We start from the raw sequence: 23,394 nt of genomic DNA on the forward strand, positions 1-23,394 counted from the left end.
TGAAACCGCCCACACCGAGGAATGCGAATGCCCGACGACATGCAGACAATGACCATCAAGCCGATCGACGAGTTCCGGTGGCGGGTGGTCTTCGACAGCCCACCGGTCAACCTGGTCTCGCCCGAGTTCGTCGCCGAGCTGCACGCGACGGTCGAGCGGATCGTGGCCGACCCGGCCCTCAAGGTGGTGACCTTCGAAAGCGCGAACGACCTGTTCTGGCTCAACCACTTCGACCTGGCCCGCATCCGCGAGTTCCCGCTGCTGCCCGGCGGCGAGTCGTTGTGGACCGACGCCGTGATCAAGTTGAGCGAGGCCCCGGTCGTCTCCATCGCGAAGATCCGGGGACGGGCCCGCGGCGGCGGCGACGAGCTCCTGCTCGCCTGCGATCTGCGGTACGCGAGCCGGGAGCGCGCCCTCGTCGGCCAGATCGAGGTCGGCACCGGCATCCTCCCGGGCGGGGGCGCGACCGAGCGACTGCCCCGGTTGATCGGCCGGGACCGGGCCCTCGAAGCCGTCCTCTCCAGCAACGACTACCCGGCCGACCTGGCCACCCAGTACGGATGGGTGACCCGCTCGGTGCCCGACACCGAATTGGACGATCTCGTCGACGCGCTCGCCGACCGCCTCGCGACGTTCGACAAGCCGGCGCTGGCCGCCGCCAAGCAGCAGATCAACCGCGCGAGCCTGCCCCCGGCGCACGACCTGCACACCGCCTACCGCGAGTTCATCGCATCGCTGGGCTCACCCGGGTTCGCGCACCGCATGGACGGCCTGCGACGAGCCGCGCAGGCACACGGCCCCGCCGACGTGGAGGTCCGGCTGGACCACTACCTCGGTGTCCTCGGGGCCGGCTGACGCACAACGCCGATGTCGTGTCCGGTCCTCACCGTCACCTCATCGGCGGACCACAAACGGAGAGAAGGAGAAACGTCATGTCCGATCTGCTGGACGAAGTCCTGGCCGCGTACGGCGGCCGCGACCGCTGGGAGAGCGCGAACCAGATCACCGCCCGCCAGTTCTTCGGCGGTGCCCTGTGGGCGGTGAAGGGGCACCCGGGCGCGCTCGACGACGTGCAGGTCACCGTCGACCTGCACCGGGAGCACACCCGTCAGGAGCCGTTCTTCGCCGAGGGCCACCACACCGACTTCCGGCCGGGCCGCATCGCGGTCGAGGACGGGGACGGCAAGGTGGTCGAGGAGTTGCTCGACCCGCGTTCCTCGTTCGCCGGTCACGAGTTCACGACGCCGTGGAGCCGGCTGCAGCTCGCCTATTTCTCCGGGTACGCCATGTGGACGTACGTCACCGAGCCGATCTCGCTGACCTTCCCCGGCGTGCGGGCTGACGAGATCGGCAGGTGGACCGAGGACGGCCGCGAATTCCGGCGGCTGCGCATCACCTATCCGGAAAGCATCGAGACCCACAGCGCGCAGCAGACCCTCTACATCGGCGACGACGGCCTCATCCACCGGCGTGATTACACGGTCGACATCGCCGGCAACACGCCCGCGGCCGAATACACGACCGACTTCGTCGAGGTCTCCGGCCTGACCATTCCGACCACCCGGATGATCTATCCCCACGACGAGAACGGCGTCCGGCTGCCCGAGCCGCTGGTCGTCTCCATCCGCCTGGCCGACATCAAGGTGTCCTGACCGGCGCGCGGAGGCACGATCCCGGGGAGCCCCTTTCCTCCCCGGGATCGCCTTTCCCGCGAAGAACCGGCCGCCCCCGTTGGAGTGACCTCCCGACCGCTTCTACTCCGCCCCATCATGACAACGCGGGCCTCGTACGGCATTGACCGCCCGCGCAGTAAAGTTGCCTTCCCACGCACGTTGACCCGGGAGGGGTCCTCCTCATGCGGAAGGGCGCGGCGGCAGAGGCATCGAGGGAACGTTTCTCTCATTACCGGCAGCTGATCGACAAGCTGGCCGTGCCGGTCGACGTGACCGGCGAACTGTCCGACGATTTTCACTTCAACGTCCGCGCCGTACGGATGGGCAACGGCGTCGAACTGGCCGAGAACTCGATCAGCGGCGCCCGGGTCGTCGCCAGCCGCACGAAGGCCACCGTACGCCGGTCCGACCCCGAGGCGTACAGGCTGCTGCTCGTCCTGCGGGGCCGCGCCGACATGACTCACTGCGGCCGGGGCGGGCGTTTCTCGGTCGGCGACATGGGCCTGTTCGACACCTCCTCACCGTTCGAAGTGGTTCGCGCCGGGTCCTCGTTCGCGATGTTCACGTTCCCCCGCGACCGGCTGTCCCTCCCGCAGACGGTGATGAACGACCTCGTCGGCGGCCGGTTGAGCGGCCGCTCCGGGGTCGGCGCGGTGGTCGCCGACTTCATGCGCGGCTTCGTGCGAGAGGCGGAGGCCTGCAGCCCGGCCGATCGGGCGCGGCTCGGCGCGTCCGCGATCGACCTGCTCAGCGTCCTCGCGGCCCGCGAGCTCGACGTCGGCGTGCCGGTCACGACCGACGCCCGGCACCGCTCGACGTTCCTCGAAGCACAACGATTCATCAGGGACCACGTCGACGACCCCGACCTAGCCCCGGAGATGATCGCCGCCGCGCACCACATCTCCGTACGGCAGCTGCACAAGGTCTTCCACCAGGCCGGCACCACCTGCGCCGGCGAGATCCGCAGCCGCCGGCTCGAGCGCTGCCGCCACGACCTGGCCGACCCGTCACAGGCCGGCCGCCCGGTGAGCGCCATCGCGGCGCGGCACGGTTTCCGCAGCGAAGCGCACTTCAGCCGCTCTTTCCGGGCCGCCGTCGGCATGCCCCCGGGCGAGTGGCGCGCCCAGCAACTCGACAGTTACTGACAAAGCGCGCGGCGGTCCGTGATCCGACTGCCCGGCCGCTTGCGGGCCGGTAGCGTCCATTGTCGTCCTACGATGTCCGGTTCGAGGATGACGGGTCAGAACGATGAACGCTCAGTTCCCTGTTTTCGTGATCGCGAGCGACCACGACGAGTCCTCCCTCCTTTTCGTCGCCTCGACGCAGGCCGATCTGGACCTGTATCTTCGCCGGCACGGAAAGGCCACGCCGGCGCGAGCGCGCGAGAAGCCCATCACGGCCCGCTACTACGACTTCGCCGGAATGGAATGGTCGCTGGGTGTCGACGCCCAGAATCAGGACGTGTGGAGCTCCGACGGAACAGGCATTCCCGTCGAGATCCTGCGCAATCTGGTGACCACCGGATATCTCGTCACGGAACGCACCCGTCTCGATGAAGTGTCCTTCCTGGCTTTGGCGACCATCGCCGCCGATGGATTCCAGGACGGCGGAGCCAGCTACGGATCCCCTCGGCATCGCCTGTGGCACGCGAAACGAAAGCTTCCGTTGAACCGTTCGCACCGGTGACCGTCATGACAGACCTACTCGCGGTGCCTCTGGACCGAGGCGGAGCAGTTCTTCTCGAAGTGGACGCCGGACCGGACGGCGTGGTCAAGGCCGCCCGCCCCGGTGAGATCGTCGGACGTGCGGCGTACACCTTGGAATCCGCTCTCGACGCGGTCGCCCCGGCGGTCCAGGCCGTGCTGGCCAAGATGCGCGAGGCCGGGCCCGAGGTCATCACGATCGAGCTGGGCATCAAGCTGACCGCCGAGGCCGGGGCGATCGTCACCAAGACGGCCGGTGAGTGCAACTTCAAGGTGACGCTGCAGTGGGATCGCCGGGATGGACTACCGGGCTGAGGCCGCCGACACCTGGTCCACCGACCTGCGCCCCAGTGTGGCGATGGTTCTGGACGCGAACGGCCGCGCCGTCGGCACCGCCTTCCTCACCGGCGACGAATGGTTGGTGACCTGCGCCCACGTGCTGTCGGCCGACTCCGCGGAGCCGCCGTCGAGCGTCACCGTCGTCTTCCCCCACCTCGACGGGAAGCCGGTCACGCTGGTCGTCGACCGCCGGTTCTGGCGCTCCCCGGACCGGGAGGACGTCGCCTTCCTGCCGGTCGCCGGCGCCGTGCCGGCCGGTGCCCGTTCCGTGGTGTTCGGCGACACCGACGACGCCCGCGGCCACCAGGTCAGCTCCTTCGGATTCCCGGTGCAGGCCCCCACTGCGGGCCACTACGGATACGGCCGGGTCGGCGACGAGATCCGCGGCGACGGCGGGTCCCTGCTGCGGCAGTTGACCGACTGCTCCGAGTTCACCGAGGGCTTCAGCGGAGCTCCGGTGCTGGACACGCGGACCGGCCTGGTCATCGGCATGGTCGACTCCGTGACGCGGCCGGACCGCCTGTCCCGCGGTTCGCGGACGGCCTACATGACCCCGGTCACGACCCTGCGAGCGGTCAACCCCCGGCTACGGCCGGCCGAGATCTGCCCCTACCGCGGGCTCGACGCGTTCGAGTTCGAACACGCCCGGTGGTTCCACGGGCGTGACGACGACGTCGAACTGCTCGTGGCGGCGCTGCGGCAGGGCCGGCGCGCCCTGGCCCTGTTCGGTCCCTCCGGCAGCGGCAAGTCCTCGCTCGTGCACGCCGGTCTGGTGCCCCGGCTGCGGAACGGCGCCGCCCCGGGAAGCGACGGGTGGGCGTGGATCAGCGCCCGGCCCGGCGCCGACCCCTACGCCGAACTGGACGCCATCGGGCTCAACGGCGCCGCCCCGGGTCGATTGCGGGTCGCCGTACGCGATTACATCCAGTCCCCGCATCTGTTGGTCGTGCTCGACCAGTTCGAGGAACTCCTCGTCCAGACCGACGCTGCCACGCGCGCGTCCTTCCTGACCGACCTGGTCGACCTGGTCGAACGACCGGCACCGGTCACCGTGGTGCTGATCATGCGGGACGACTTCTACAGCCGGCTCGCCGCCGAGGCGCCCGCCCTGATGCGGATCCTCGAGCAGGTCATCGTCAACATGCCGACCGTCCTCACCCGGGGCTCCCTGGACAGCATGATCCGCCGGCCCCTGCAGATCGTCGGCCTCACCCCGCAGCCGCAGCTCACCGAGCGCATCATCGACGACGCGATCGACGTGGCGCCCGGCCCGGCCGGAGCCGGTGCCTCCCCCACCGTGCTGCCGCTGCTCGAACTCGCGTTGACCGAGCTGTGGCGGCAGCGCCGGGACGGGCAACTGACCCACGACCGGTACGAGGCGATCGGCCGGGTGACCGGCGGTCTCGCCCGCTGGTGCGACACGGCATTCGACCGGCTGCCGTCCCACCTGCACCCACTCGCTCGTACGGTGCTCACCTCGCTGGTGACCCCGGGCGACGAGGCGGCCGGCATCCCACCGGTCCGGCGCCGGCGGCTGCGCGACGACCTGCATGTCGGGGACGACTCGGACGGTCTCAACGTCGTGCTGGGCGAGCTGGCCACGGCGCGCCTGATCGTCACCGGACGGGACCCGGCCACGGGAACGGCGACCGTCGATCTCATCCACGACGCGCTCATCCGGGTGTGGGGGCGCCTGGGCGACTGGCTGAGCGCGGACCGGGATTTCCGGTCGTGGCACGCGCGGCTGGAGGAGCAGTTCGGGCAGTGGCGCGGCGACCCCGACCTTCTGCTGCGCGGTCGCGTCCTGGAGGAGGCCGTCGACCGCCGGAGCGAGCGGCCGGTGCGGCCCGAGCTCGACGACTACATCGAGCTGAGCTACCGGGACCAGCGCCGCCGACGGCGCCGGGACCGGAACCTGATCCGGGCCCTCGCCGTCCTGCTCGTGCTGGCCTGCGCGTTCAGCGTGGTCGCGCTCGTCGCCTCCGACCGGGCCCGCCGCGAGTCGCGCGTGTCGACGTCGGTCGGGCTGGCCGCGCAGAGCACGAACGTTCTTACCGACCAACCCGACCTGGCCCAGCTTCTGGCGCTGGAGAGCCTGCGTACCGAGAGCACCCCGCAGGCGCTGGTGAGCCTGGGTCGCGTGCTGGCCGAGCCGATGCACGTGTCCACGGTTTTCGACGGCCACTCGGGTCCGGTCAACGACGTCGCGTTCAGCCCCGACGGTCAGCTGCTGGCCGGTGCCGGCGACGACGGCACCGTACGGTCGTGGCCGGCCACGACCGACGCGGCCCCGGCCGGCGTTCACTCCGGCCACGCCGGGCAGGCGTGGGCGGTGGCCTTCGGGCCGGGCCGCGACTGGCTGGTGTCCGCCGGGGCCGACGGCCGGTTGTTGCGGTGGCACGCCGCGAACGGGTCGGGCTTCACCGAGCTGGCGACGTTCAAGACCCGGTTGAACGCGCTCGCGGTCCGTCCGGACGGCCGGGTGCTCGCGGTCGGTGACGTCGACGGCGGGGTGTCGCTCCTGAACCCGGCCGACGGCCGTCGGTTGGCCGCGCGGGCCGCGCATGACGCGCCGGTCAACGCCCTGGCCTTCAGCCCGGACGGGAAGCTGCTGGCCAGCGCCGGCGGTGACGGGTTCATCGGGTTGTGGACGGCAGATTCGCTGCGGGACGTGCGCGAGCCGCTGACCGGCCACGAAGGTTCGGTGGCGGGGGTGGCCTTCAGCCCGGACGGCCGGCTGGCCAGCGCGGGCGAGGATCGTACGGTGCGGATCTGGGACCCGCGCACGGGACGGCCGCTCGCCGAGCCGATGACCGGTCACACGGCCGCGGTCAACGACGTCGCCTTCGGCCGGGGCGGAAAGGCGCTGCTGAGCGCCGGTGAGGACGGCGTCCTGCGCCTCTGGGACCCGATCACGGGCCGCTCGCTGGGACCGCCGGTGCGGGGCCACACCGGCGCCGTGGTCAGCGCGACGTTCGCTCCGGACGGCCGCACGTTCGCGAGCGCGAGCGCCGACGGATCGGTCCGCCTGTGGCAGTACGGTTCCAGCCGGCCGATCGGCCAAGCCCTCGGAGCGCATGACGGCTGGGTCACCGGTGTGGCGTTCAGCCCGGACGGGCGGTCGCTCGTCAGCGGCGGCGGCGACACCGTGCGGACGTGGAATCCCGTCACCGGCGCGGCGTTGGGCAAACCCGTCGACGGTCCCGGTGAGTCCGTGGGCGGAGTCGCGTTCAGCCCGGACGGCACGATGCTCGCCAGCACCGGTGACGACGGGACCGTACAGATCCGGGCCCCGGCCGCCGTCGTCGCGCCACGAAGCCTCGCCGCGAACGGCGACTTTCCCGCGTCCCCCGCCTTCAGCCGGGACGGAAGATTCCTCGCCGCCGGAGGGAGTGAGTCCAAGGCGGTGCTGCTGTGGGACCTCACGAGCCCGAAGCCCGCGGCACGGAAGCTGACCGGCCACCGGGAATGGGTGTCGGCCGTCGACTTCAGCCCCGACGGGGCCCTCCTGGCCAGTGCCGGACCTGACGGCGTACGCCTCTGGGATCCACGGACCGGCAAGGCCGCGCAGGTCCGTCTCGAGGGCGCGAATGCTCCGGTGAACGACGTCACGTTCAGCCCCGACGGAACCCGACTGGCGGCGGCGGGGGACGACCGGACCCTACGGTTGTGGGATCCACGCACCGGCAAGCGGGCCGGACCCCCGATCACCGGCCTGACCGGCGCGGTTCAGGCGGTGACGTTCAGCCCCGACGGCCGCCTGCTGGCGAGCGCGGATTCCGGCCCGGGCAACAGCATTCGGCTGTGGGACGTGAGCACCTCGCGGATGCTGGGCGAGCCGTTGGCCGCCGGGCACACCGACGATGTCGTCGCGCTGGCGTTCAGCCCCGACGGCCGGACGCTGGCCAGCGCGGGCGGCGACCGGACCGTACGCCTGTCCGCGACGCCGGCCACCTGGGTCACTCGGGCCTGCGAACGAGCCGGCCGCAATCTGAGCATGCGGGAGTGGGAGGAGCACAAGCGGAACACCGATTACGTGCGGCTCTGCCCCGGCTATCCCGCCGGTCTAGGAGCCGGCGTCAACGCGCCGCTCGCCGAATATCCGGCGCTGCCCGACACCTATCTCCACGGATGACCGGCGTCAGTCCTCGGCCATGTCGCCCGCCGCTTTGACAGCCGCGGCCGCGTTGATCAATCCGTAGCCGTACCACGAGCTGTATTCGTTCTGGCCGTCGTTGTCCAGATCACGCCACAAGCCCTGGGGGTCCGAGTTCGCGAGATCGATGCGCTTGGCCGTGCCGCAGAGGATGTCGCGGACCTGCGGCTCCTTCAGCGTCCTGTTCCGCGAGAGGACCAGCGCCGCCACGCCGGCCGCGAGTGCGGTGGCGGCCGACGTTCCACCGAAGTCCTTGGCGTAGTCGTCATGACCACCGGTGTGCCCGGCCCGATTGCCCATTGTCAGCAGCGTGGTGGTGATGACGTCGCCTTTGTCCAGGTCGCCTGACGAAGACGCACAGAGGTCGATACCTTCGCCCCAATTGGAGTAGTCCGCCTTGACGTCCTTGCGCGTCGCCGCACCGATCCCGAATGTTCGCGGGTGAGATGCGTACGGTTGATGGAACGGGTAGTTCTGGCTTGCTTCGTTCCCCACGGCGAAGAACATCAGGGTGCCGTGGTTGTCCCGGCCGGCATCGGCGATCTTGGTGAGCGTGGCGTCCATCAAGGTCGATATCGGCGCGGCCGCTTGGTGATGCGCGCCCCAACTGTTGGTGATGACGTCGGCGCCCTGCCGGGGCGGATCGGGAAAGCGGGGATGGGGACTGTCCGGATCGATGCCGGTGAGCCACAGGTACATGTCGGAATAGGCGATCTCGGGCATCATCTTGGCGCCCTGCACGGCGAGAACGCGGCAGTTCGGCGCCGCCCCCACGCCGCCCTCGATCTCACCGGCCACCGTCGACAGGTTCTCCGCGCGGGCCGCGGCCACCCCCGCGCACTGCGTACCGTGTTCGCCGTCCAGGAGGAAGGCCGCCGTCGGGACGTGGTTGCTGGGCACCATGGCGCCGAAGTCGAAGAACTGCACGACCTTGGGCCGGCCGTCGGTGACGTTGCCCTGAAACTCTGGGTGGGCCGCTACGGCCACCCCGACCGGATCAGGAACGGACTCTACGCCGGTGTCCACCACACCGATGATGATGTCGGCGCGGCCGAACGTACGGTCGTCGGCATCCCCGTTGTTGACGTTCCCCGGGTTGGCGTTCCGCAGATATTGCCAGGCCTGCGGAGTGCGGACGCGGCGCAGATGCCATTGATCCTCGTACAACACATCGGCCGGTTTGATCGCATGAGTCACGGAGGTGAACGCGACCTCCACCTCGGCGGCGACGACGATCTTTGCCGCCTTCAGTAAGTTCTCCGTCGCCAACGGGGCCAGCCCGTCCGGATCTTCCGCCTTCACCACCCAGAGATCGTCCAGAACGAGCTTTCGCGTCAGGCGGGATCCCGCCTGCTTGGCCACCGCCCGCAGCTCCTTCTTCTTGGTGCCGGAAACCGTCTTCACGACGATCTGCCCGGTCAGCATGCCCGTACCCTTCGCGGTCGGATTTACCAGACGGCCGACAGCCACGACGCCGGGAAGCGCGCGAAGGGCAGCCGCATAGCGCGGCAGACGGTCGGGCTCGACTTCGAGAAGACCGAACCTCGGCCCGTACGGGCGTTTGACCTCGAGGTTTCTCTCGGCGGCCCACGCCTCGAGCCGCCGGTCGCCCTCCTCGTCCTCGACCGCCACGCCGAGCTGATTGTCGCGGCTGCGGAACGGCACCCGGCCGCCGCGACGCCAGAAGAACGGCAGGCTGGCGTCGGCCAGCACGAAGTCGATTCTGTTGGGGCCCGGGTCGACGTCCACCGAGCGCTCGTCGTCACCCACACCCGCGGCGTGGACAAAGATCGAGAGCTGTCCCGGGCGCACGTCGAGCAGCCGGTAGCGGCCCGGCGCCACCCGATCCGGCGTGCCGGCGTCAGTCCGGAACTCGGCGTTGTCGACGGGATCGCGGTCGACGTCGACAACAATGATCTCGAGTGTGCCGCTGCGTTTCCCGTCGGTGACCACACCCCATCGTGGGCACGCCGCGGGCCCGAACGCAGTCAGACCACCGACAGAGTCGGGAGCGGTACGCTGCGGCGATGAGGGCGCTTATGGCTCTGCTCGCGGCGGCGGCCGTCCTGGTGCCGGCGGGCTGCGGTGCGGCGGACGATCCCGCGCCGCCGACGTCCGCGTTGCCGTCGCAGGGCAGCGGCACGGTCGAGATCGGCGGACGGAAGCTCACCGTGCACGTCCCGGAGTCGTACGATCCGGCGAAGCCCGCGCCCCTGGTGCTCGCCCTTCACGGGTACTCGTCGAACGCCGCCGAGGTCGAGACCTACTTCAGGCTGGTCCCCGAGTCGGAGCGCCGCGGATTCGTCTACGCCTACCCCGACGGCTCGACCGACGACCGCGGCGACCAGTTCTGGAACGCCACCGACGCGTGCTGCGCCTTCGGCCCGCAGCCCGACGACTCACGCTATCTCAGCGAGCTCATCTCCACGATCCAGGCGTCGTACCGGATCGACCCGGCCCGTGTGTCGCTGATCGGCCACTCGAACGGCGGGTTCATGGCCTTCCGGATGGCCTGCGACCACGCCGACCAGATCAGCGCGATCGTCTCCCTCAACGGCGCCACCTGGAACGACCCCGCCCGGTGCAAGCCGTCGAAACCGGTGAGCGTGCTCGCCGTGCACAGCGAAACCGACGAGACCATCGCTCTCGGCGGCGGCGACATCGACGGCGACGCCTACCCGTCGGCCGCCGGCACGGTGTCGCAGTGGCTGCGGCTCAACCGGTGCGCGTCAACCGGCCGCGCGGCCCCCAACCTCGATCTCGACCGGAACATGCCCGCCGCCGAGACCTCGGTCCGCGTCTACGAGCAGGGCTGCGCCGGCGGGTCGACCGTCCAGGCCTGGACGATCAAGGGCGGGTCGCACGTTCCGCAGCTCGGTCCCGACTTCACCCCGGCTGTGACCGGTTTCCTGCTGGCCGCCGTCAAGCGTTAGACACCTTGCCGCGGAGGTCTGCCCTCAGCTCTCCCCAGGTCGGGCAGCCAGTCGATCGAGCCGTCCCTCCCGACCAGGGCAGCCGGCTGCAGGTCACCGATGAGCGCGTAGTCCTCGATGCGTCCAGGCACGGGTGCCGCCTGGGATTTCCCGCTGGCACCATGGTGGCATGACAATCTCCACGGAGTCGCGCCGTGCCGAGATGGCCGACTTCCTACGCCGTCGCCGAGAGGCACTGGCCCCGGGCGACGTCGGCATCACGGTGCGTGACCGGCGGCGTACTCCCGGGCTGCGCCGGGACGAGGTCGCCGCGCGGGCGCACATGTCGGCGGTCTACTACGAGCGACTCGAACGCGGGCGCGGGCCGGTGCCCTCCGCGGCCGCGCTGGGCGGGCTGGCCCGCGCGCTGCGGCTGACCGCCGACGAGAGCGAATACCTCTACCGCCTGGCCGGCCAGACCGCGCCCGCCCTCCCCGAGCCGCCCGGGTTCATCGACCCGGGCCTGCTGTCGGCGCTGGCCGCCGTCTCCCCCTCGATCCCAGCCACGATCACCGACGAGCTCGGCACCGTCGTCGCCCAGAACTCGGTGAACACGGCACTGTTCGGCCCGATCGCCGGCCTCGGCATCCGCACGGCGAACATCGTCTGGCGCTGGTTCACCGAGCCGAGCTGGCGGCACTGGCTCGAGGAGACCGACCAGCACGAGCTCACCAGCCGGGCGTACGTGGCTGACCTGCGCGCGGTGCTGGCCCGGCGCGCTGACGACCCGGTCGTCCCGGGCTTCGTGGCCGCGCTGCACGAGGCCAGCGAGGAGTTCACGGCGGTCTGGCGCGAACATGCGGTGTCGGCGCTGCACTGCCCACGCAAACGGATCGACGACGAGCGGGTCGGCCGGCTCGAACTGGACTGCACGATGATGCTCAGCGCCCAGTCCAGCCAGCGGCTGATGCTGTTGCAGCCCGTCCCGGGCACCGGCACTGACGAGCGCCTGGCGCAGCTGCACAAACTGACGGCCGCCTGACCCATACCGTTTGTACGTGGCTAGCGCCCGCGGCCGCTCGTAGCTTGGGCGCCGTGACCAACACCCTTCCCAAGATCGGCATCATCCTCGGCAGCACCCGTCCCGGCCGCAACGGCGAAGCCGTGGCGAAGTGGGTGCTCGACCGGGCCGCCCAGCGCGACGACGCCGAGTTCGACCTCATCGACCTGCTCGACTACCAGCTCCCCCACCTCGACGAGCCGATCCCGCCGTCGGTGGGTCAATACCTGAACGACCACACCCGGGCCTGGTCGGAACGGATCGCCGGCTACGACGGCTACATCTTCGTCACCCCGGAGTACAACCACAGCACATCGGGCGCCCTGAAGAACGCCATCGACTTCCTGTACGGCGAGTGGAACAACAAGGCGGCCGGGTTCGTCAGCTACGGCGCTCAGGGCGGCACCCGCGCGGTCGAGCACCTGCGGCTGGTGATGGGCGAGCTCCAGGTCGCCGACGTGCGCACCCAGGTCAGCTTCGGCCTGTACGCCGACTTCGTGGACTACACGACCTTCCAGCCGGGCGAACAGCACGAACCCGTCCTGAACACGCTCCTCGACCAGCTCATCGCCTGGTCGAAAGCCCTCCGGACCGTACGCGTCGCCTGATCGGTCGACCGCGGCCGGGCTCACCTCTCGACTTCGACCGCGGTCGATCACTAGGCTTCCCGCATCTTCGAACGGGGTGGGGAGACGCCACAATGACCGAGGAACTGCACACCGATCGTCCCCACCCGGCCCGGGTCTACGACTACCTGCTCGGCGGCGAGGTCAACTTCCCGGCCGATCGCGAGGCGGCCCACCAGGGCATGCGGGGGAACCCGGACAGCCGAATCCCGCCGAGACAGAATCGACTGTTCCTGCACCGGGCCGTACGCTTCCTGGCCGGGCAGGGCATCGACCAGTTCCTCGACATCGGGACGGGAATCCCGAGCGCGCCGCACGTGCACCACGTGGCCCAGGAAATAAACCCGGCCGCGCGGGTGGTCTATGTGGACAACGACCCGATCGTGCTCGCACACGCCCGCCCGCTGCTGACCGGCCAGACCCAATACATCGAAGCGGACCTGCGCGAACTCGACGTTTCGACGCTGAGCGACGTCCTCGACCTGAACCGTCCGGTGGGGCTGCTGCTCATCGCGGTCCTGCATTTCGTCGGCGACAAGGATGAACCCGCGGCGATCGTCGAAAGGTTGCTGGCGGCGCTGCCGTCGGGCAGTTACCTGGCGCTGTCCCACCTGACCGGCGACTACCGGCCGGAGGCGTGGGAACACGTGACCGAGATCTACCGTCGTCAAGGCGTCACCATGCAGGTCCGTTCCCATGAGCGGATCAGCCGGTTCTTCAGCGGGCTTTCGCTGGTCGAGCCGGGACTGCGGATTCTTCCCGACTGGCGGCCTGAGCTGGGCGAACCCGGTGGGGAGCCGGTGCCGTCCGAGGCGCAGGTCTCGGTGTACGGCGGGGTCGCTCGGAAGCTTTGACCGTCTACATCGGGTGGTCGTGAAGGTTGCGGTGGACGGGTGGGGCCGGGAGTGGGTAACCGCAGTCTTTGAAAGGCAGCTATGACTGTGGTTACCCACTCCCGGCCCCACCCTTGCGGGGTATCCCGGTCACGGTGGGATCTTGGTCACCGGGCTCTGATTGCAACGTGGGCTGAGTGATCACCTGGCGGGGCGTAGGTCGGCTTCCGCGTTGTGGTCTAGGTGGTTTGTACGTCACCCGGGCCGGCCTGGATGGTGGTCAGGCGAATGGACTTTGCCGGTTGCGGTCGGGACGCTTCGCGCCCCAGTGGGTGACCGGCCGCACCTAGCGCGCCCCGGCGGGCGGCGGCCTGGCAAGCCAGCGCAACCACCCGAGCACCGCAACCGGCCCCCACAGCCCGACCCCGACGCCCGGCCGCCTGGCAAACCCCCGCAACCACCCGAGCACCGCAACCGGCCCCCACAGCCCGACCCCGACGCCCGGCCGTCTGGCAAACCCCCGCAACCAGCCCAACCACCACGCCCCGCGCTTGGCGAGCCCGCCGTAATCGGCCGCACCCAGCCGCACCGCGGCGGCTTCGGGTCGGGTCGGGCTGGGGGGCGAACCCGGCCGCACCCGTCCAGGCCCGACGGGTTGACCGGGCCGGCTGGCTGCGATCACACCGAATGGATCGATCACGGTGCATTGGTTGCTGTCTTCGGGGTGTCGGGTTACCGTGTGGGAGCGCTCCCAAACCGGAAGTCCCCTTCGGAAGGAAGCACCTTGTCCCCCACAGTTTTTCGGCGTTCGCGACGGCTTCCCCTCGTCGCCGCTTCGGTCGCGTGTGTGGCGGCCGGCGTTCTGTTCGGTGTCGGCACGGCCTCGGCCGGCACGCTCAGCGGCACCCTCTACCGCGACCCCGACACCCCCGTCGCGCGGTGGCTGGCCGCCAATCCCAACGATTCCCGCGCGTCGCTGATCAATTCGCGCATCGCGAGCCAGCCGGCCACCCGCTGGTTGTCCAACTTCAACGTCAACACCGTTCAGGCCGAGGTCTCCTCGTATGTGGGGGCCGCGGTCAACGCCGGGCGGGTTCCGGCGTTGACTGTCTACGGCATTCCCAACCGCGACTGCGGCGGGGCCAGTGCGGGCGGCGCCCCCGACCTGCCGACGTACCAGACCTGGGTCAACGGCATCGCCCGCGGCCTGGCCGGACGGACGACGCTGATCATGCTCGAGCCCGATTCGATCGCGCTGCAGACGTGCCTCAGCAGCGGGGAGATCACCGCCCGGGATCAGGCTCTCGCCACGGCGACCCGTACGCTCAAGGCCGCCGGCGCCAAGGTCTATCTCGACGGTGGGCACTCGGCCTGGAACAGTGCCTCGGAGCAGGCGCGCCGGCTGGCCAACGCGGGTGTCGGTGACGGCGACGGCTTCTACACCAACGCTTCGAACTATCAGTCCACCGCGGGCGAGACCTCGTACGGCCGATCGGTCTTGAGCTCTCTCAACGGCCGGGGCATCACCGGCAAGCGGCAGGTCATCGACACGAGTCGCAACGGTGGCGCGGCGGGTGACTGGTGCGGGGACGACAACACGGACCGCAGGATCGGGCGCTACCCCACGCTCGACACCGGCGATGCCGGCATCGACGCGTTCCTGTGGATCAAGCCGCCGGGTGAGGCCGACGGGTGTCGTTACTCGGCCGGGTCGTTCCAGCCTGATCTGGCCGCGAGCCTGGCGACCGGGGCGTCCGATCCGCCCACGACTCCGCCGACAACCCCGCCCACCACGCCACCGACGACCCCGCCGACTACACCACCGACCAACCCGCCGGCCGGTGCTTGCGGTGCGACCTACGTGACGTCGAGCTCATGGCAGGGCGGTTTCCAGGGGCAGGTCACGGTCAAGGCGGGCGGCGCGGCGATCAACGGCTGGTCGGTCTCCTGGACGTTGGCGTCCGGACAGTCGGTGAGCCAGGTCTGGGGCGGCACGCTGTCGGTGAGCGGATCGACGGTCACCGTGCGCAACGCGTCGTGGAACGGGTCGCTTCAGCCCGGCGCCACGGCCGAGTTCGGGTTCATCGCCTCGGGCGCGGCGGGCACCTCGGGCCTCGCCTGCGCGGCCTGAGAAGAACCAGCGGCCCGGTGTCACCACCACCGGGCCGCTGCCGCGCGGTCATCGCACCGGCAGGCGTACCCGGCGGCCCATGCCGACCTTGGCGGCCTCGGTGTCGGTCACCATGGCGTACGCCCCCGCGGGCACACCTTTGCGCGTCGCCACCCGGGAGGCCGCGGCCAGCAGCCTCCGCTCGCTCGCGCCGGCGATGAAGAAGACGTAGTCGTCGCCGACCTCTTCGCCGTCCTCGTATTCGGTGATGCCGAACTCGTCCTCCAGGTCGATCATGAAGTCGCCGACATCATCGATCCACTCGTCCTCAGCGGTCACCGGGAAGTGGATCTCCACCATCACTGCCATACCGACGATGATGCCGCAGGGCCGTTGGCGCCCCGCGCGCGACCGCTAGGTTGAGAGCATGGAATATCGCACGCTCGGCCGCAGCGGATGCGCCGTCTCCACGCTCTGCCTGGGCACGATGACCTTCGGCGACGAGTCCGACGAGAAGGTGTCGCACGCCCAGCTCGACCGGTTCGTCGAGGCCGGCGGCACGTTCGTCGACACCGCCGACGTCTATTCGGCCGGCGAGTCGGAGCGCATCGTCGGTCGCTGGCTCGCCTCCCGGCCGGCCGACGTCACCGGCCCCGTCGTGCTCGCCACGAAAGGCCGGTTCCCGATGGCGGCCGACCCCAACGGCGCGGGCCTGTCCGCGCGGCACCTGACCCGTGCCCTCGACGCTTCGCTGACCCGGCTCGGCGTCGACGCGGTCGATCTCTACCAGGCGCACGCGTGGGACCCGATGACCCCGCTCGACGAGACCCTGCGCACGCTGGACGGCTTCGTCCGAGCCGGCAAGATCCGCTACTACGGCTTCTCGAACTTCACCGGCTGGCAGCTCACCAAGGCGGTCGGCCTGGCGCGCGAGCTGGGCGTCACCGGCCCGGTCAGTCTCCAGCCGCAGTACAACCTTCTGGTCCGCGAGACCGAGTACGAGATCGTCCCCGCCTCGCTCGACGCCGGCCTGGGCCTGCTCCCGTGGAGCCCGTTGGGCGGTGGCTGGCTGACCGGCAAATACCGCCGCGACCGACGGCCCACCGGCACCACCCGCCTGGGCGACAACCCGGAGCGCGGCATGGAGGCCTACGACCGCCGCAACAGCACCCGCACCTGGGACGTGATCGAAGCCGTGCAACGGGTCGCCGAGGCCCGAGGCGTCTCGATGGCCGAGGTGGCCCTGGCCTGGGTGACCGACCGTCCCGCCGTGACGTCGACGATCCTGGGCGCCCGCACTGTCGACCAGTTGGAGGCCAACCTCCGCGCGGCGGGCCTGCACCTGACCGACTCGGAGACCGCGACCCTGAACGAGGCCAGCGACCCACGCCCGAACGACTACCCGTACGGTCCTCTGGGCCTCGACCAGCGGAGCCGAGGTCTCTGAGCCGGCCCCGGCGGGTTCGGGGTCAAGGTGCGCGGGACACAGATGTCGTTGCTACACGCGACCTTTCACGCGGCTGACGGCCAGGACCGCTATGTCGTCGCGGGGTGGTTCGTCGCCCAGGCTGGCCATGACGATCGAGGTGCAGTCCTCGGGGTCGCCGGACAGCACGGCGTCGATCACGCGTTTGATACCGACGTCGATGACCTCGCCGCGCCGTTCGACCAGGCCGTCGGTGTAGCACAGCAGCAGGGCGCCGGCCGGCAGGTCGATGTCGGTGGCATGCCGTGGCCGGACGCGGCCGATGCCCAACGGCGGGTCGACCGGCATCTCGATCAGCTCGGCCGGGCGGGTGGGGGTGGCGAGGACCGGCCGCAGGTGCCCGGCCGAGGACAGCCGCATCCGCGTACGGTCCGGCGCGATCATGGCGTAGCAGGCGGTGGTCAGGTTGCCCGCCTCGAAGTGCAGGATCTTGCGGTCGAGCAGGGTGAGGACCTCGGCCGGGTCGTCGCTGATCAGCGAGTAGGCACGCAGGGCACTGCGGATGCGGCCCATCACGACCGCCGAGGCCAGGCCGTGCCCGGACACATCGCCGATGACCACGCCGACCCACCCGGAGGGCAGGGTGAAGATGTCGTACCAGTCGCCGCCGATGCTCAGGTCGTGGCCGGGCACGTAGCGGGCCGCGAAATCGAGGCCGGGCAGCGTGGGCAGCACCGGGGGGAGCAGGCTGCGCTGCAGGGCGAGGACCGCCGCCTGTTCGAGTTTGCGGGAGCGGATCTGGCCGCCCGCGCTCGCCCGGTCGGCCGCCAGCTCGAGCAGCCGTACGTCGTCGGCGGTGAACTGCCGCAGCGAGCAGGTGCCGACGTGCAGCACGCCGATCACGTCACCGCCGGCGAAGATCGGCACGCCGAGCAGGGAACGGATGCCGGTGCCGACGATGTCGGCCGCGGTGACCTCGGTCAGGATGACCGGCCGGCGGCGCTGGGCCACCGTGCCCGCGAAACCACGACCGAGGGGTACGCGAATGCCGGGGCGAGCATCGAGCCCCTTGGCCGCGGTGGCGACCAGATGCTGCGCGTGCGGGTCGAGCAACAGGATCACCGCGGTGTCGGCGTTCAACAGATCCCGTACGCGTTCCAGCAGCTCGTCGAGCAGGTCGGACACCTCGAGATGGGACAGGGCGGCATCCGTCACCACCTCGAGCCGCCGCAGCCGCTCGTCGACGGAGAGCACGCCATCGGACGCCACGCGCCAACCCTAGTCCCAGCACCCGCCCATCGGCGGGGACGGCGCGTCAGACGCTGACCGGGTCCGCATTCAGGGAGGTCAGCGGGGCCGGCTCGGCGCCGTCTCGGGCACCGCGACGACCAGCTGTTCCGGGCGCGGCCCACGCGGGAGTTCGCACCGGAAACCTCACCATTACCCGATCGGTCGCCGCGCACCCGATCTGAGCTTGTTTTCCGCACGCTCGGACGATTATGGTCGCGTTTCCATAGGTGGCGGGTGTAGCGAGAGGGTTGCCGTGTTCGACCGGTTCTTCGACGACGCGGCGCTGTTCCCGCCGGGTGACGCGCCGATGGCGACCGCCGTGGCGGCGCACCGGGCCCGGCGGTCCAGTTTGACGGGCCCGTTCGTGGTGACCGCGGCCCGCCTGGACGAGATGCGCGAACACCTGACCCCCGACGGGCCACCGCTCGACGTCTCGCTGATCGCCGCTCCGGCCGACCTGCCGGACGCGGTCGATCGAATCGCCCGGATCACGGGGCTGCGGCTGGCCGCGGTGGAGACGCCGGTCGCCGCCGATGCCAAAACAGTCGTACGGGTGACCGCCGACGTTCTGCCGCCGGAGATCCCGGTCGCCGTCGAGATCCCGCGTACGGATCAGCGCGACGACGTGCTCGACGCGCTCGCCGGCACCGCTCTGCGGGCCAAGCTGCGCACCGGTGGCCTGCGCGCCGAGCTGTTCCCGTCGCCCGACGAGCTGGCCGCCACAATCCGCGCCTGCCTCGACCGCGGTCTCGCCTTCAAGTGCACGGCCGGGCTGCATCACGCCGTACGTCACGTCGACCCGGCCACCGGTTTCGAGCACCACGGGTTCCTGAACGTCCTGCTCGCCGCGGCCGACCCGGCCGACGCCCCGGCCCACCTGCGCCGCACCGACGGGCCGGGCATCGCGTCCGACGTCCGCAACCACGCGCGGGCCCGCGCCGCCTTCACCTCCTTCGGCACGTGCAGCGTCACGGAGCCGGTGGACGACCTGATCAACCTAGGGCTGCTGCCCGCGCACGAGCGGATCACCGCATGACCTGGCTCGACCTGCCCGGCGACACCGGTTTCGGCCTGACCAACCTCCCGTACGGGGTGTTCTCCGTCTCCGGCGGCGACCGGCGTACCGGCGTGGCCGTCGGCACCCGGGTGCTCGATATCGCCGCCGCCACCGGCGACGAGCTGCACGCCACCGGAAGCCTCAACGCGTTCCTCGCCCAGGGCCCCGCGGCCTGGGCCCGGCTGCGGCAGCAGGTCACCGAGTGGCTCACCGACCCGGCCCACCAGGCCCGGATCGAGCCGCTGCTGATCCCGGTCGCCGACGTCACGCTGCACTTGCCGATCGAGGTCGCCGACTACGTCGACTTCTACAGCTCACGGCACCACGCCGAGAACCTGGGCCGCATGTTCCGCCCCGGCTCCGACCCGCTGACCCCGAACTGGAAGCACCTCCCGATCGGCTACCACGGCCGGGCCGGAACCGTGCGGGTGTCGGGCACCCCCGTCATCAGGCCCACCGGTCAGCTCGGCGCCGCCCGGTTCGGCCCGTCCCAGCGGCTCGACATCGAGGCCGAGGTCGGGTTCGTCGTCGGCGCCCCGTCGCAGCTCGGCACCCCCGTTCCGGTGGGTGACTTCGCCGAGCACGTCTTCGGCGTCTGCCTGGTCAACGACTGGTCGGCCCGCGATCTGCAGTCCTGGGAGTACGTGCCGCTCGGACCGTTCCTCGGCAAGTCGTTCCTGACCTCGGTGTCGCCGTGGGTGGTTCCGCTGGCCGCACTCGAGGCCGCCCGGGTCTCGCCGCCCGACCGTGACGTCCCGACGCTGCCCTACCTGGACGACAGCAAGGAGCCGTGGGGGCTCGACCTCAGCCTCGAGGTGCGGCTCAACGGGGAACTGATCAGCCGGCCCCCGTTCGGCGAGCTCTACTGGACGGCGCCGCAGCAGCTCGCGCACATGACCGTCAACGGCGCCGCCCTGCGTACGGGCGATCTGTTCGCCTCGGGCACGGTCAGCGGCCCGGCCAAAGACCAGCGCGGCTCTTTCATCGAGCTGAGCTGGGGCGGAGCCGAGCCGCTGACGCTCGCCGACGGCACGACCCGCACGTTCCTCGAGGACGGCGACGTCGTCACGATCACCGCGACCGCGCCCGGCGCCGGCGGAACCCGGATCAGCCTCGGCGAGGTCACCGGGACGGTCCAGCCGGCGCTCGATCCTCAGTAACCCACGCCGCCGCCGTTCGTCTGCGCGGCGCCGGACGGGTGCGGGTCGGCCGCGCCCGTCGGCAGGACCACGGTCCACAATCCTCCGTCGAGGGTGATGCCCTGCCCGTTCGTCTGGCCCGCGGCGTTGTCGCCACCGAAGGTGTAGACGGGGTGCCCGGCCACGGTGAGCTGCTTGCTGCCGTCCGTGCGGGTGGTCTCGCCGAGCGCCCCGGTGACGCCGGGAATCGAGGCGGGCAGCGTCGCCGGCGCCTTGACCGGAGGCCAGTTGGCCGCGCAGGCGCCGTTGCAGGTCGACGTGCTGGTCTTGTCGTTGGCGAAGACGTAGACGGTGAGTCCCTGGTCGTTGACGAGGATCGTGCCCAGCGGCGTCGACTGCGCGCTGATCACGGTCGAGGTCGACGACGGCGGGGGCCCCGCGCTGCTCGGCTCGTTGGAACTACCGGAGTCACCGCAGGCGGCGACGAGCGCCAGCCCGGCCGTCGCAACGGCCAACGCCATGACCGTACGAGTCCTGTTCATGATTGTTTTCTCCTAGCTTTCTGACCCAAGCGCGTGGGGGCGCCCTGCCCCTGGCTCTCGCTCGAAGATTGGCCTTGACGCAAATCTTCGAAGCGGTGGGTACCCAGCTTTTCGAAGTTTGCGTCGGGACGGCCCTGTGACGCTTGTCTAAGATCGATCAAACATCGGCCATCGACAATGCCGAGAGATCCCCGGATTGATCGAATATCCCATAACAAGGCGATGACCAGGGGCTACCGGGGTGTTGATCCCACACCACCACACGTTCAGCGGTGGGTCATAAAACCAGGTCGCGCGACTGGTCGCCGTTTCGTGCGATGTCACCGGCCGCGATCTAGGAATTGCTTGAAAGAGCAATTCAACAGCGCTTCCGTGTGGCATTCGACACCGTGCGTGGCGCCGCCATCACACGCCCGGGGAATCGAATGCCTATGCCGTCGAGTCTTCCGGGACCCGGACGCGTCGGGCTCAGATCGGCCCCGCGTCGTTCGCCGCCGCCTGCTCGTCTATTTTCTCGATCACCTGGCGGCACTGCTCGGCCTGCTCGGCGCGGTCCGAGTCGCTCAGCGTGTCGTACCAGCCGGCGAAGTTCTCGAGACCCGGCTGCAGCGCCTCGGCGTAGGAGGAATTGGCGACGAAGTCGCGCACGGGGGCGTCGCCTCGCCGGACCCCGGCGGCCAGCTCACGGAGGTGCTCGTCGCTGCCGTTCGCCTCCAGATGGGCGAGGAGGCGGTCGACGATCCGCTGGCGTGCGTAGTCGCTCATCCCGGCTCGCTCTCCGGGTGTCTGTAGCCGCCGCCGGGAAGCGGATAGCGCCGGAGGACGCCGGTCTCCGCGGAAAGCGCCTGGATCCCACCGACAGCTGTGCCGATGATCGCCGACGCCGTGGCAATCAGTTTGCGGGCCTTGTCGGCCATTTCAGCGATTTTGTACCCCTCGTACGCGGCGATGCCCCAGCCGGTGACGAAGCCGACGCCGGTCTCGATCGTCGCGGTGCCGGCCGACGCGGCCACAGCGCCGATCATCGCGGCGTCGGTGATGTCCTTCAAAAGGCCGGAAACGGTCTCGCCGATGCGGTAGGTGCCTTCGGCGGCCGTCTCGTACTTGTCGGCGAGCTCGGTCAGCGCGAACCGCTGCGAGGCGATCGCGGCGCTGAGATCGGCGAAATACATGTAGGACGCGTCGTTCGCGTTGCCGTCCCACGAGGCGTCGAGCTCCACATTGCCGTACGAGACGTTGAAACCGAGATCCTGCATGGCGTTGCCGAGACTCCGGAAGGCACCCGCCGCCTGCCACACCAGTTCCCAGTCGCCGGCGAAGACCTTGGCCGCCTCGCCGTAGATGTCGTAGCCGACGACCATTTTCACGAACTCGTTGACGATGTGGGACGGGCTCAACCAGTCGAGCGCGCTCCCGGGGTTCGAGAACGGTTGTCCCAGAATCGACTCGGTGCGCTCGGCCGGGTTGCGGAGCTGACCGACCGGTTCCGCCACATCGTTGAAGGCCATGGTCAATTCCTCCGCGGCGACGGCCGATCCGTAATGGGGTACGAATCGTCCAGCTTGGCGGCCGCTCCCCGATCGGACTCCGCATATCGCGTCGCTGCCCGGGCCAACTCCGCGGACGACGAGCCCAGCAGAACCACGAGATGATCGAGCATGGCGCCGACCTTTTCCCGTACGCCGACATGCTCGTAACAGACCGGATTGATGAGGCCCTCGGTCGTGGGCGAAAGAACCGGGACGTTGGCTGCGAAGTAGGACTTGCATTCCTTGGCGTCGCTCTCGGCCCGCGAGAGCAGGGCGGCGTAGCCGTGGAGCGAAACAGGATCGACTTCGAAGCTCACGATGATCCGCCTCCTCGATCAGACCGCCAGGGCACGTACGCTGTAGAGCAGCACATCGCCGGCCAGGACGACGACGGCCCCGAGCTTCAAGAAACGCGCTGACACTTCGCGGTCCGAGGCGAGCATGCTGCGCAGCACCAGCGCGAAGCCGACGAGATTGACCGGGCCGGCGACGAAGACCGGCACCTTGGCACCGTCGGGCGCCTCCGCGTCATAGGCCAGCAGGGTCATCATGAACAACGGCGCGGCGGCGAGGAACGCCAGGCCAAGACCCAGGTACCAGCGAAGCTGCCGCGTCTCGTCAATCACCGTCACAGTCCCGCCCGCCCTCGAAGGTTCCCGCGTGTCCCCGAGGATAGTCACATCGACGCAACTCACCGTCCACCCCAAGCAGCGCGGGACCCTGCTGTCCACCCCAAGCAGCGCGGGACCCTGCTGTCCAACGCACGCCGCGCCGACCCGGCCCAGCCACTACTTGCCGCGCCTCGGACAGCTCACAGGTCGGCGCGCTCTCGAAAAGGCCCGGAAACAGCAGTAGGCCCACCCCGTGTGGGGTGGGCCTACTGTCACGTTGAGTCCGGCGGCGTCCTACTCTCCCACACCCTCCCGAGTGCAGTACCATCGGCGCTGGAGGGCTTAGCTTCCGGGTTCGGAATGAGACCGGGCGTTTCCCCTCCGCTAT

At 70.1% G+C, this 23,394-nt stretch carries 22 protein-coding genes and 1 rRNA gene; 14 read left to right on the forward strand and 9 right to left on the reverse strand.

All coding sequences use genetic code 11. The features are described 5' to 3' along the window. Positions 1-27: 27 nt before the first annotated feature. The 6 genes from EER30_RS30055 (at position 28) to EER30_RS30080 (ending at position 7,850) form a co-directional block, all read left to right on the forward strand. A complete protein-coding gene (locus EER30_RS30055; protein ID WP_205650485.1) occupies positions 28-855 on the forward strand; it encodes an enoyl-CoA hydratase/isomerase family protein in 828 nt (275 codons plus the stop codon). Positions 856-932: 77 nt separating this feature from the next. Beyond that, a complete protein-coding gene (locus EER30_RS30060) occupies positions 933-1,652 on the forward strand; it encodes a hypothetical protein (RefSeq protein ID WP_127503997.1) in 720 nt (239 codons plus the stop codon). Between the two features lie 203 nt (positions 1,653-1,855). Beyond that, a complete protein-coding gene (locus tag EER30_RS30065) occupies positions 1,856-2,818 on the forward strand; it encodes a helix-turn-helix domain-containing protein (protein ID WP_127503998.1) in 963 nt (320 codons plus the stop codon). Between the two features lie 127 nt (positions 2,819-2,945). Continuing rightward, positions 2,946-3,359: a hypothetical protein gene (locus tag EER30_RS30070; protein ID WP_127503999.1), complete on the forward strand. Its 414-nt coding sequence runs from the start codon at positions 2,946-2,948 to the stop codon at positions 3,357-3,359. Between the two features lie 5 nt (positions 3,360-3,364). Beyond that, entirely contained in the window at positions 3,365-3,691 is a 327-nt protein-coding gene (locus tag EER30_RS30075) for a CU044_2847 family protein (protein ID WP_127504000.1), read from the forward strand. Continuing rightward, a complete protein-coding gene (locus EER30_RS30080) occupies positions 3,675-7,850 on the forward strand; it encodes an nSTAND1 domain-containing NTPase (protein WP_127504001.1) in 4,176 nt (1,391 codons plus the stop codon). Before EER30_RS30075 ends, EER30_RS30080 begins: the two co-directional genes overlap by 17 nt. Before the next feature lie 6 nt (positions 7,851-7,856). Here EER30_RS30080 and EER30_RS30085 read toward each other — a convergent pair whose 3' ends face one another. Then, positions 7,857-9,824: a S8 family serine peptidase gene (locus tag EER30_RS30085; RefSeq protein ID WP_127504002.1), complete on the reverse strand. Its 1,968-nt coding sequence runs from the start codon at positions 9,822-9,824 to the stop codon at positions 7,857-7,859. A 74-nt stretch (positions 9,825-9,898) separates the two neighbouring features. On the opposite strand from EER30_RS30085, the gene EER30_RS30090 reads away from it, so the two are divergent. The 5 genes from EER30_RS30090 to EER30_RS30115 all read left to right on the forward strand — a co-directional run bounded on the left by EER30_RS30090 (position 9,899) and on the right by EER30_RS30115 (position 15,433). Next, positions 9,899-10,804 (forward strand): CE1 family esterase, encoded by a 906-nt coding sequence (locus tag EER30_RS30090; protein ID WP_127504003.1) that lies wholly within the window; start codon positions 9,899-9,901, stop codon positions 10,802-10,804. Positions 10,805-10,973: 169 nt separating this feature from the next. Continuing rightward, complete coding sequence (locus EER30_RS30100) at positions 10,974-11,825, forward strand: helix-turn-helix transcriptional regulator (RefSeq protein WP_127504005.1); 852 nt, start codon at positions 10,974-10,976, stop codon at positions 11,823-11,825. Between the two features lie 53 nt (positions 11,826-11,878). Further along, positions 11,879-12,451, forward strand: coding sequence for an NADPH-dependent FMN reductase (locus tag EER30_RS30105; RefSeq protein WP_127504006.1), 573 nt, complete (start codon positions 11,879-11,881; stop codon positions 12,449-12,451). A 92-nt stretch (positions 12,452-12,543) separates the two neighbouring features. Next, complete coding sequence (locus EER30_RS30110) at positions 12,544-13,323, forward strand: SAM-dependent methyltransferase (protein WP_127504007.1); 780 nt, start codon at positions 12,544-12,546, stop codon at positions 13,321-13,323. Between the two features lie 826 nt (positions 13,324-14,149). Then, the gene (locus tag EER30_RS30115; protein ID WP_240670389.1) at positions 14,150-15,433 is read left to right on the forward strand and encodes a glycoside hydrolase family 6 protein; all 1,284 of its coding nucleotides are present in this window, start codon (positions 14,150-14,152) and stop codon (positions 15,431-15,433) included. A 48-nt stretch (positions 15,434-15,481) separates the two neighbouring features. On the opposite strand, the gene EER30_RS30120 is transcribed toward EER30_RS30115, so the two are convergent. After that, positions 15,482-15,781, reverse strand: a complete 300-nt coding sequence (locus tag EER30_RS30120) for a hypothetical protein (protein WP_127504009.1) — start codon at positions 15,779-15,781, stop codon at positions 15,482-15,484. A gap of 58 nt (positions 15,782-15,839) precedes the next feature. Between EER30_RS30120 and EER30_RS30125 the strand changes: the two genes are divergently transcribed. Next, positions 15,840-16,859, forward strand: a complete 1,020-nt coding sequence (locus EER30_RS30125; protein WP_127504010.1) for an aldo/keto reductase — start codon at positions 15,840-15,842, stop codon at positions 16,857-16,859. Between the two features lie 51 nt (positions 16,860-16,910). Here EER30_RS30125 and EER30_RS30130 read toward each other — a convergent pair whose 3' ends face one another. Further along, positions 16,911-18,107: a PP2C family protein-serine/threonine phosphatase gene (locus EER30_RS30130; protein WP_127504011.1), complete on the reverse strand. Its 1,197-nt coding sequence runs from the start codon at positions 18,105-18,107 to the stop codon at positions 16,911-16,913. A gap of 274 nt (positions 18,108-18,381) precedes the next feature. Here EER30_RS30130 and EER30_RS30135 point away from each other — a divergent pair, with 274 nt between their 5' ends. Beyond that, positions 18,382-19,164 carry a hypothetical protein gene (locus EER30_RS30135; RefSeq protein ID WP_205650486.1) on the forward strand — a complete coding sequence of 261 codons (783 nt, stop codon included), beginning with the start codon at positions 18,382-18,384 and terminating at the stop codon, positions 19,162-19,164. Continuing rightward, on the forward strand, positions 19,161-20,345 hold the full coding sequence (gene fahA, locus EER30_RS30140) for a fumarylacetoacetase (RefSeq protein WP_127504012.1): 1,185 nt from the start codon (positions 19,161-19,163) through the stop codon (positions 20,343-20,345). Before EER30_RS30135 ends, fahA begins: the two co-directional genes overlap by 4 nt. On the opposite strand, the gene EER30_RS30145 is transcribed toward fahA, so the two are convergent. From EER30_RS30145 to rrf, 6 genes are all read right to left on the reverse strand, one after another. After that, positions 20,339-20,866, reverse strand: a complete 528-nt coding sequence (locus tag EER30_RS30145; RefSeq protein ID WP_127504013.1) for a COG4315 family predicted lipoprotein — start codon at positions 20,864-20,866, stop codon at positions 20,339-20,341. The genes fahA and EER30_RS30145 overlap by 7 nt on opposite strands. Positions 20,867-21,334: 468 nt before the next feature. Next, entirely contained in the window at positions 21,335-21,631 is a 297-nt protein-coding gene (locus EER30_RS30150) for a hypothetical protein (protein WP_127504014.1), read from the reverse strand. Further along, on the reverse strand, positions 21,628-22,374 hold the full coding sequence (locus EER30_RS30155; RefSeq protein ID WP_127504015.1) for a hypothetical protein: 747 nt from the start codon (positions 22,372-22,374) through the stop codon (positions 21,628-21,630). The genes EER30_RS30150 and EER30_RS30155 overlap by 4 nt, the downstream gene beginning before the upstream one ends. 2 nt (positions 22,375-22,376) lie before the next feature. Beyond that, positions 22,377-22,712 (reverse strand): hypothetical protein, encoded by a 336-nt coding sequence (locus EER30_RS30160; protein WP_127504016.1) that lies wholly within the window; start codon positions 22,710-22,712, stop codon positions 22,377-22,379. Between the two features lie 18 nt (positions 22,713-22,730). Then, positions 22,731-23,021, reverse strand: coding sequence for a hypothetical protein (locus tag EER30_RS30165; RefSeq protein WP_127504017.1), 291 nt, complete (start codon positions 23,019-23,021; stop codon positions 22,731-22,733). 266 nt (positions 23,022-23,287) lie between these two features. Next, positions 23,288-23,394: ribosomal RNA gene (rrf, locus tag EER30_RS30170) — 5S ribosomal RNA — on the reverse strand; the annotation flags it as partial.

Origin of the sequence: Actinoplanes solisilvae (assembly GCF_003999975.1) — a bacterium.
In the GTDB taxonomy this organism is placed as follows: Bacteria; Actinomycetota; Actinomycetes; order Mycobacteriales; family Micromonosporaceae; genus Actinoplanes; species Actinoplanes solisilvae.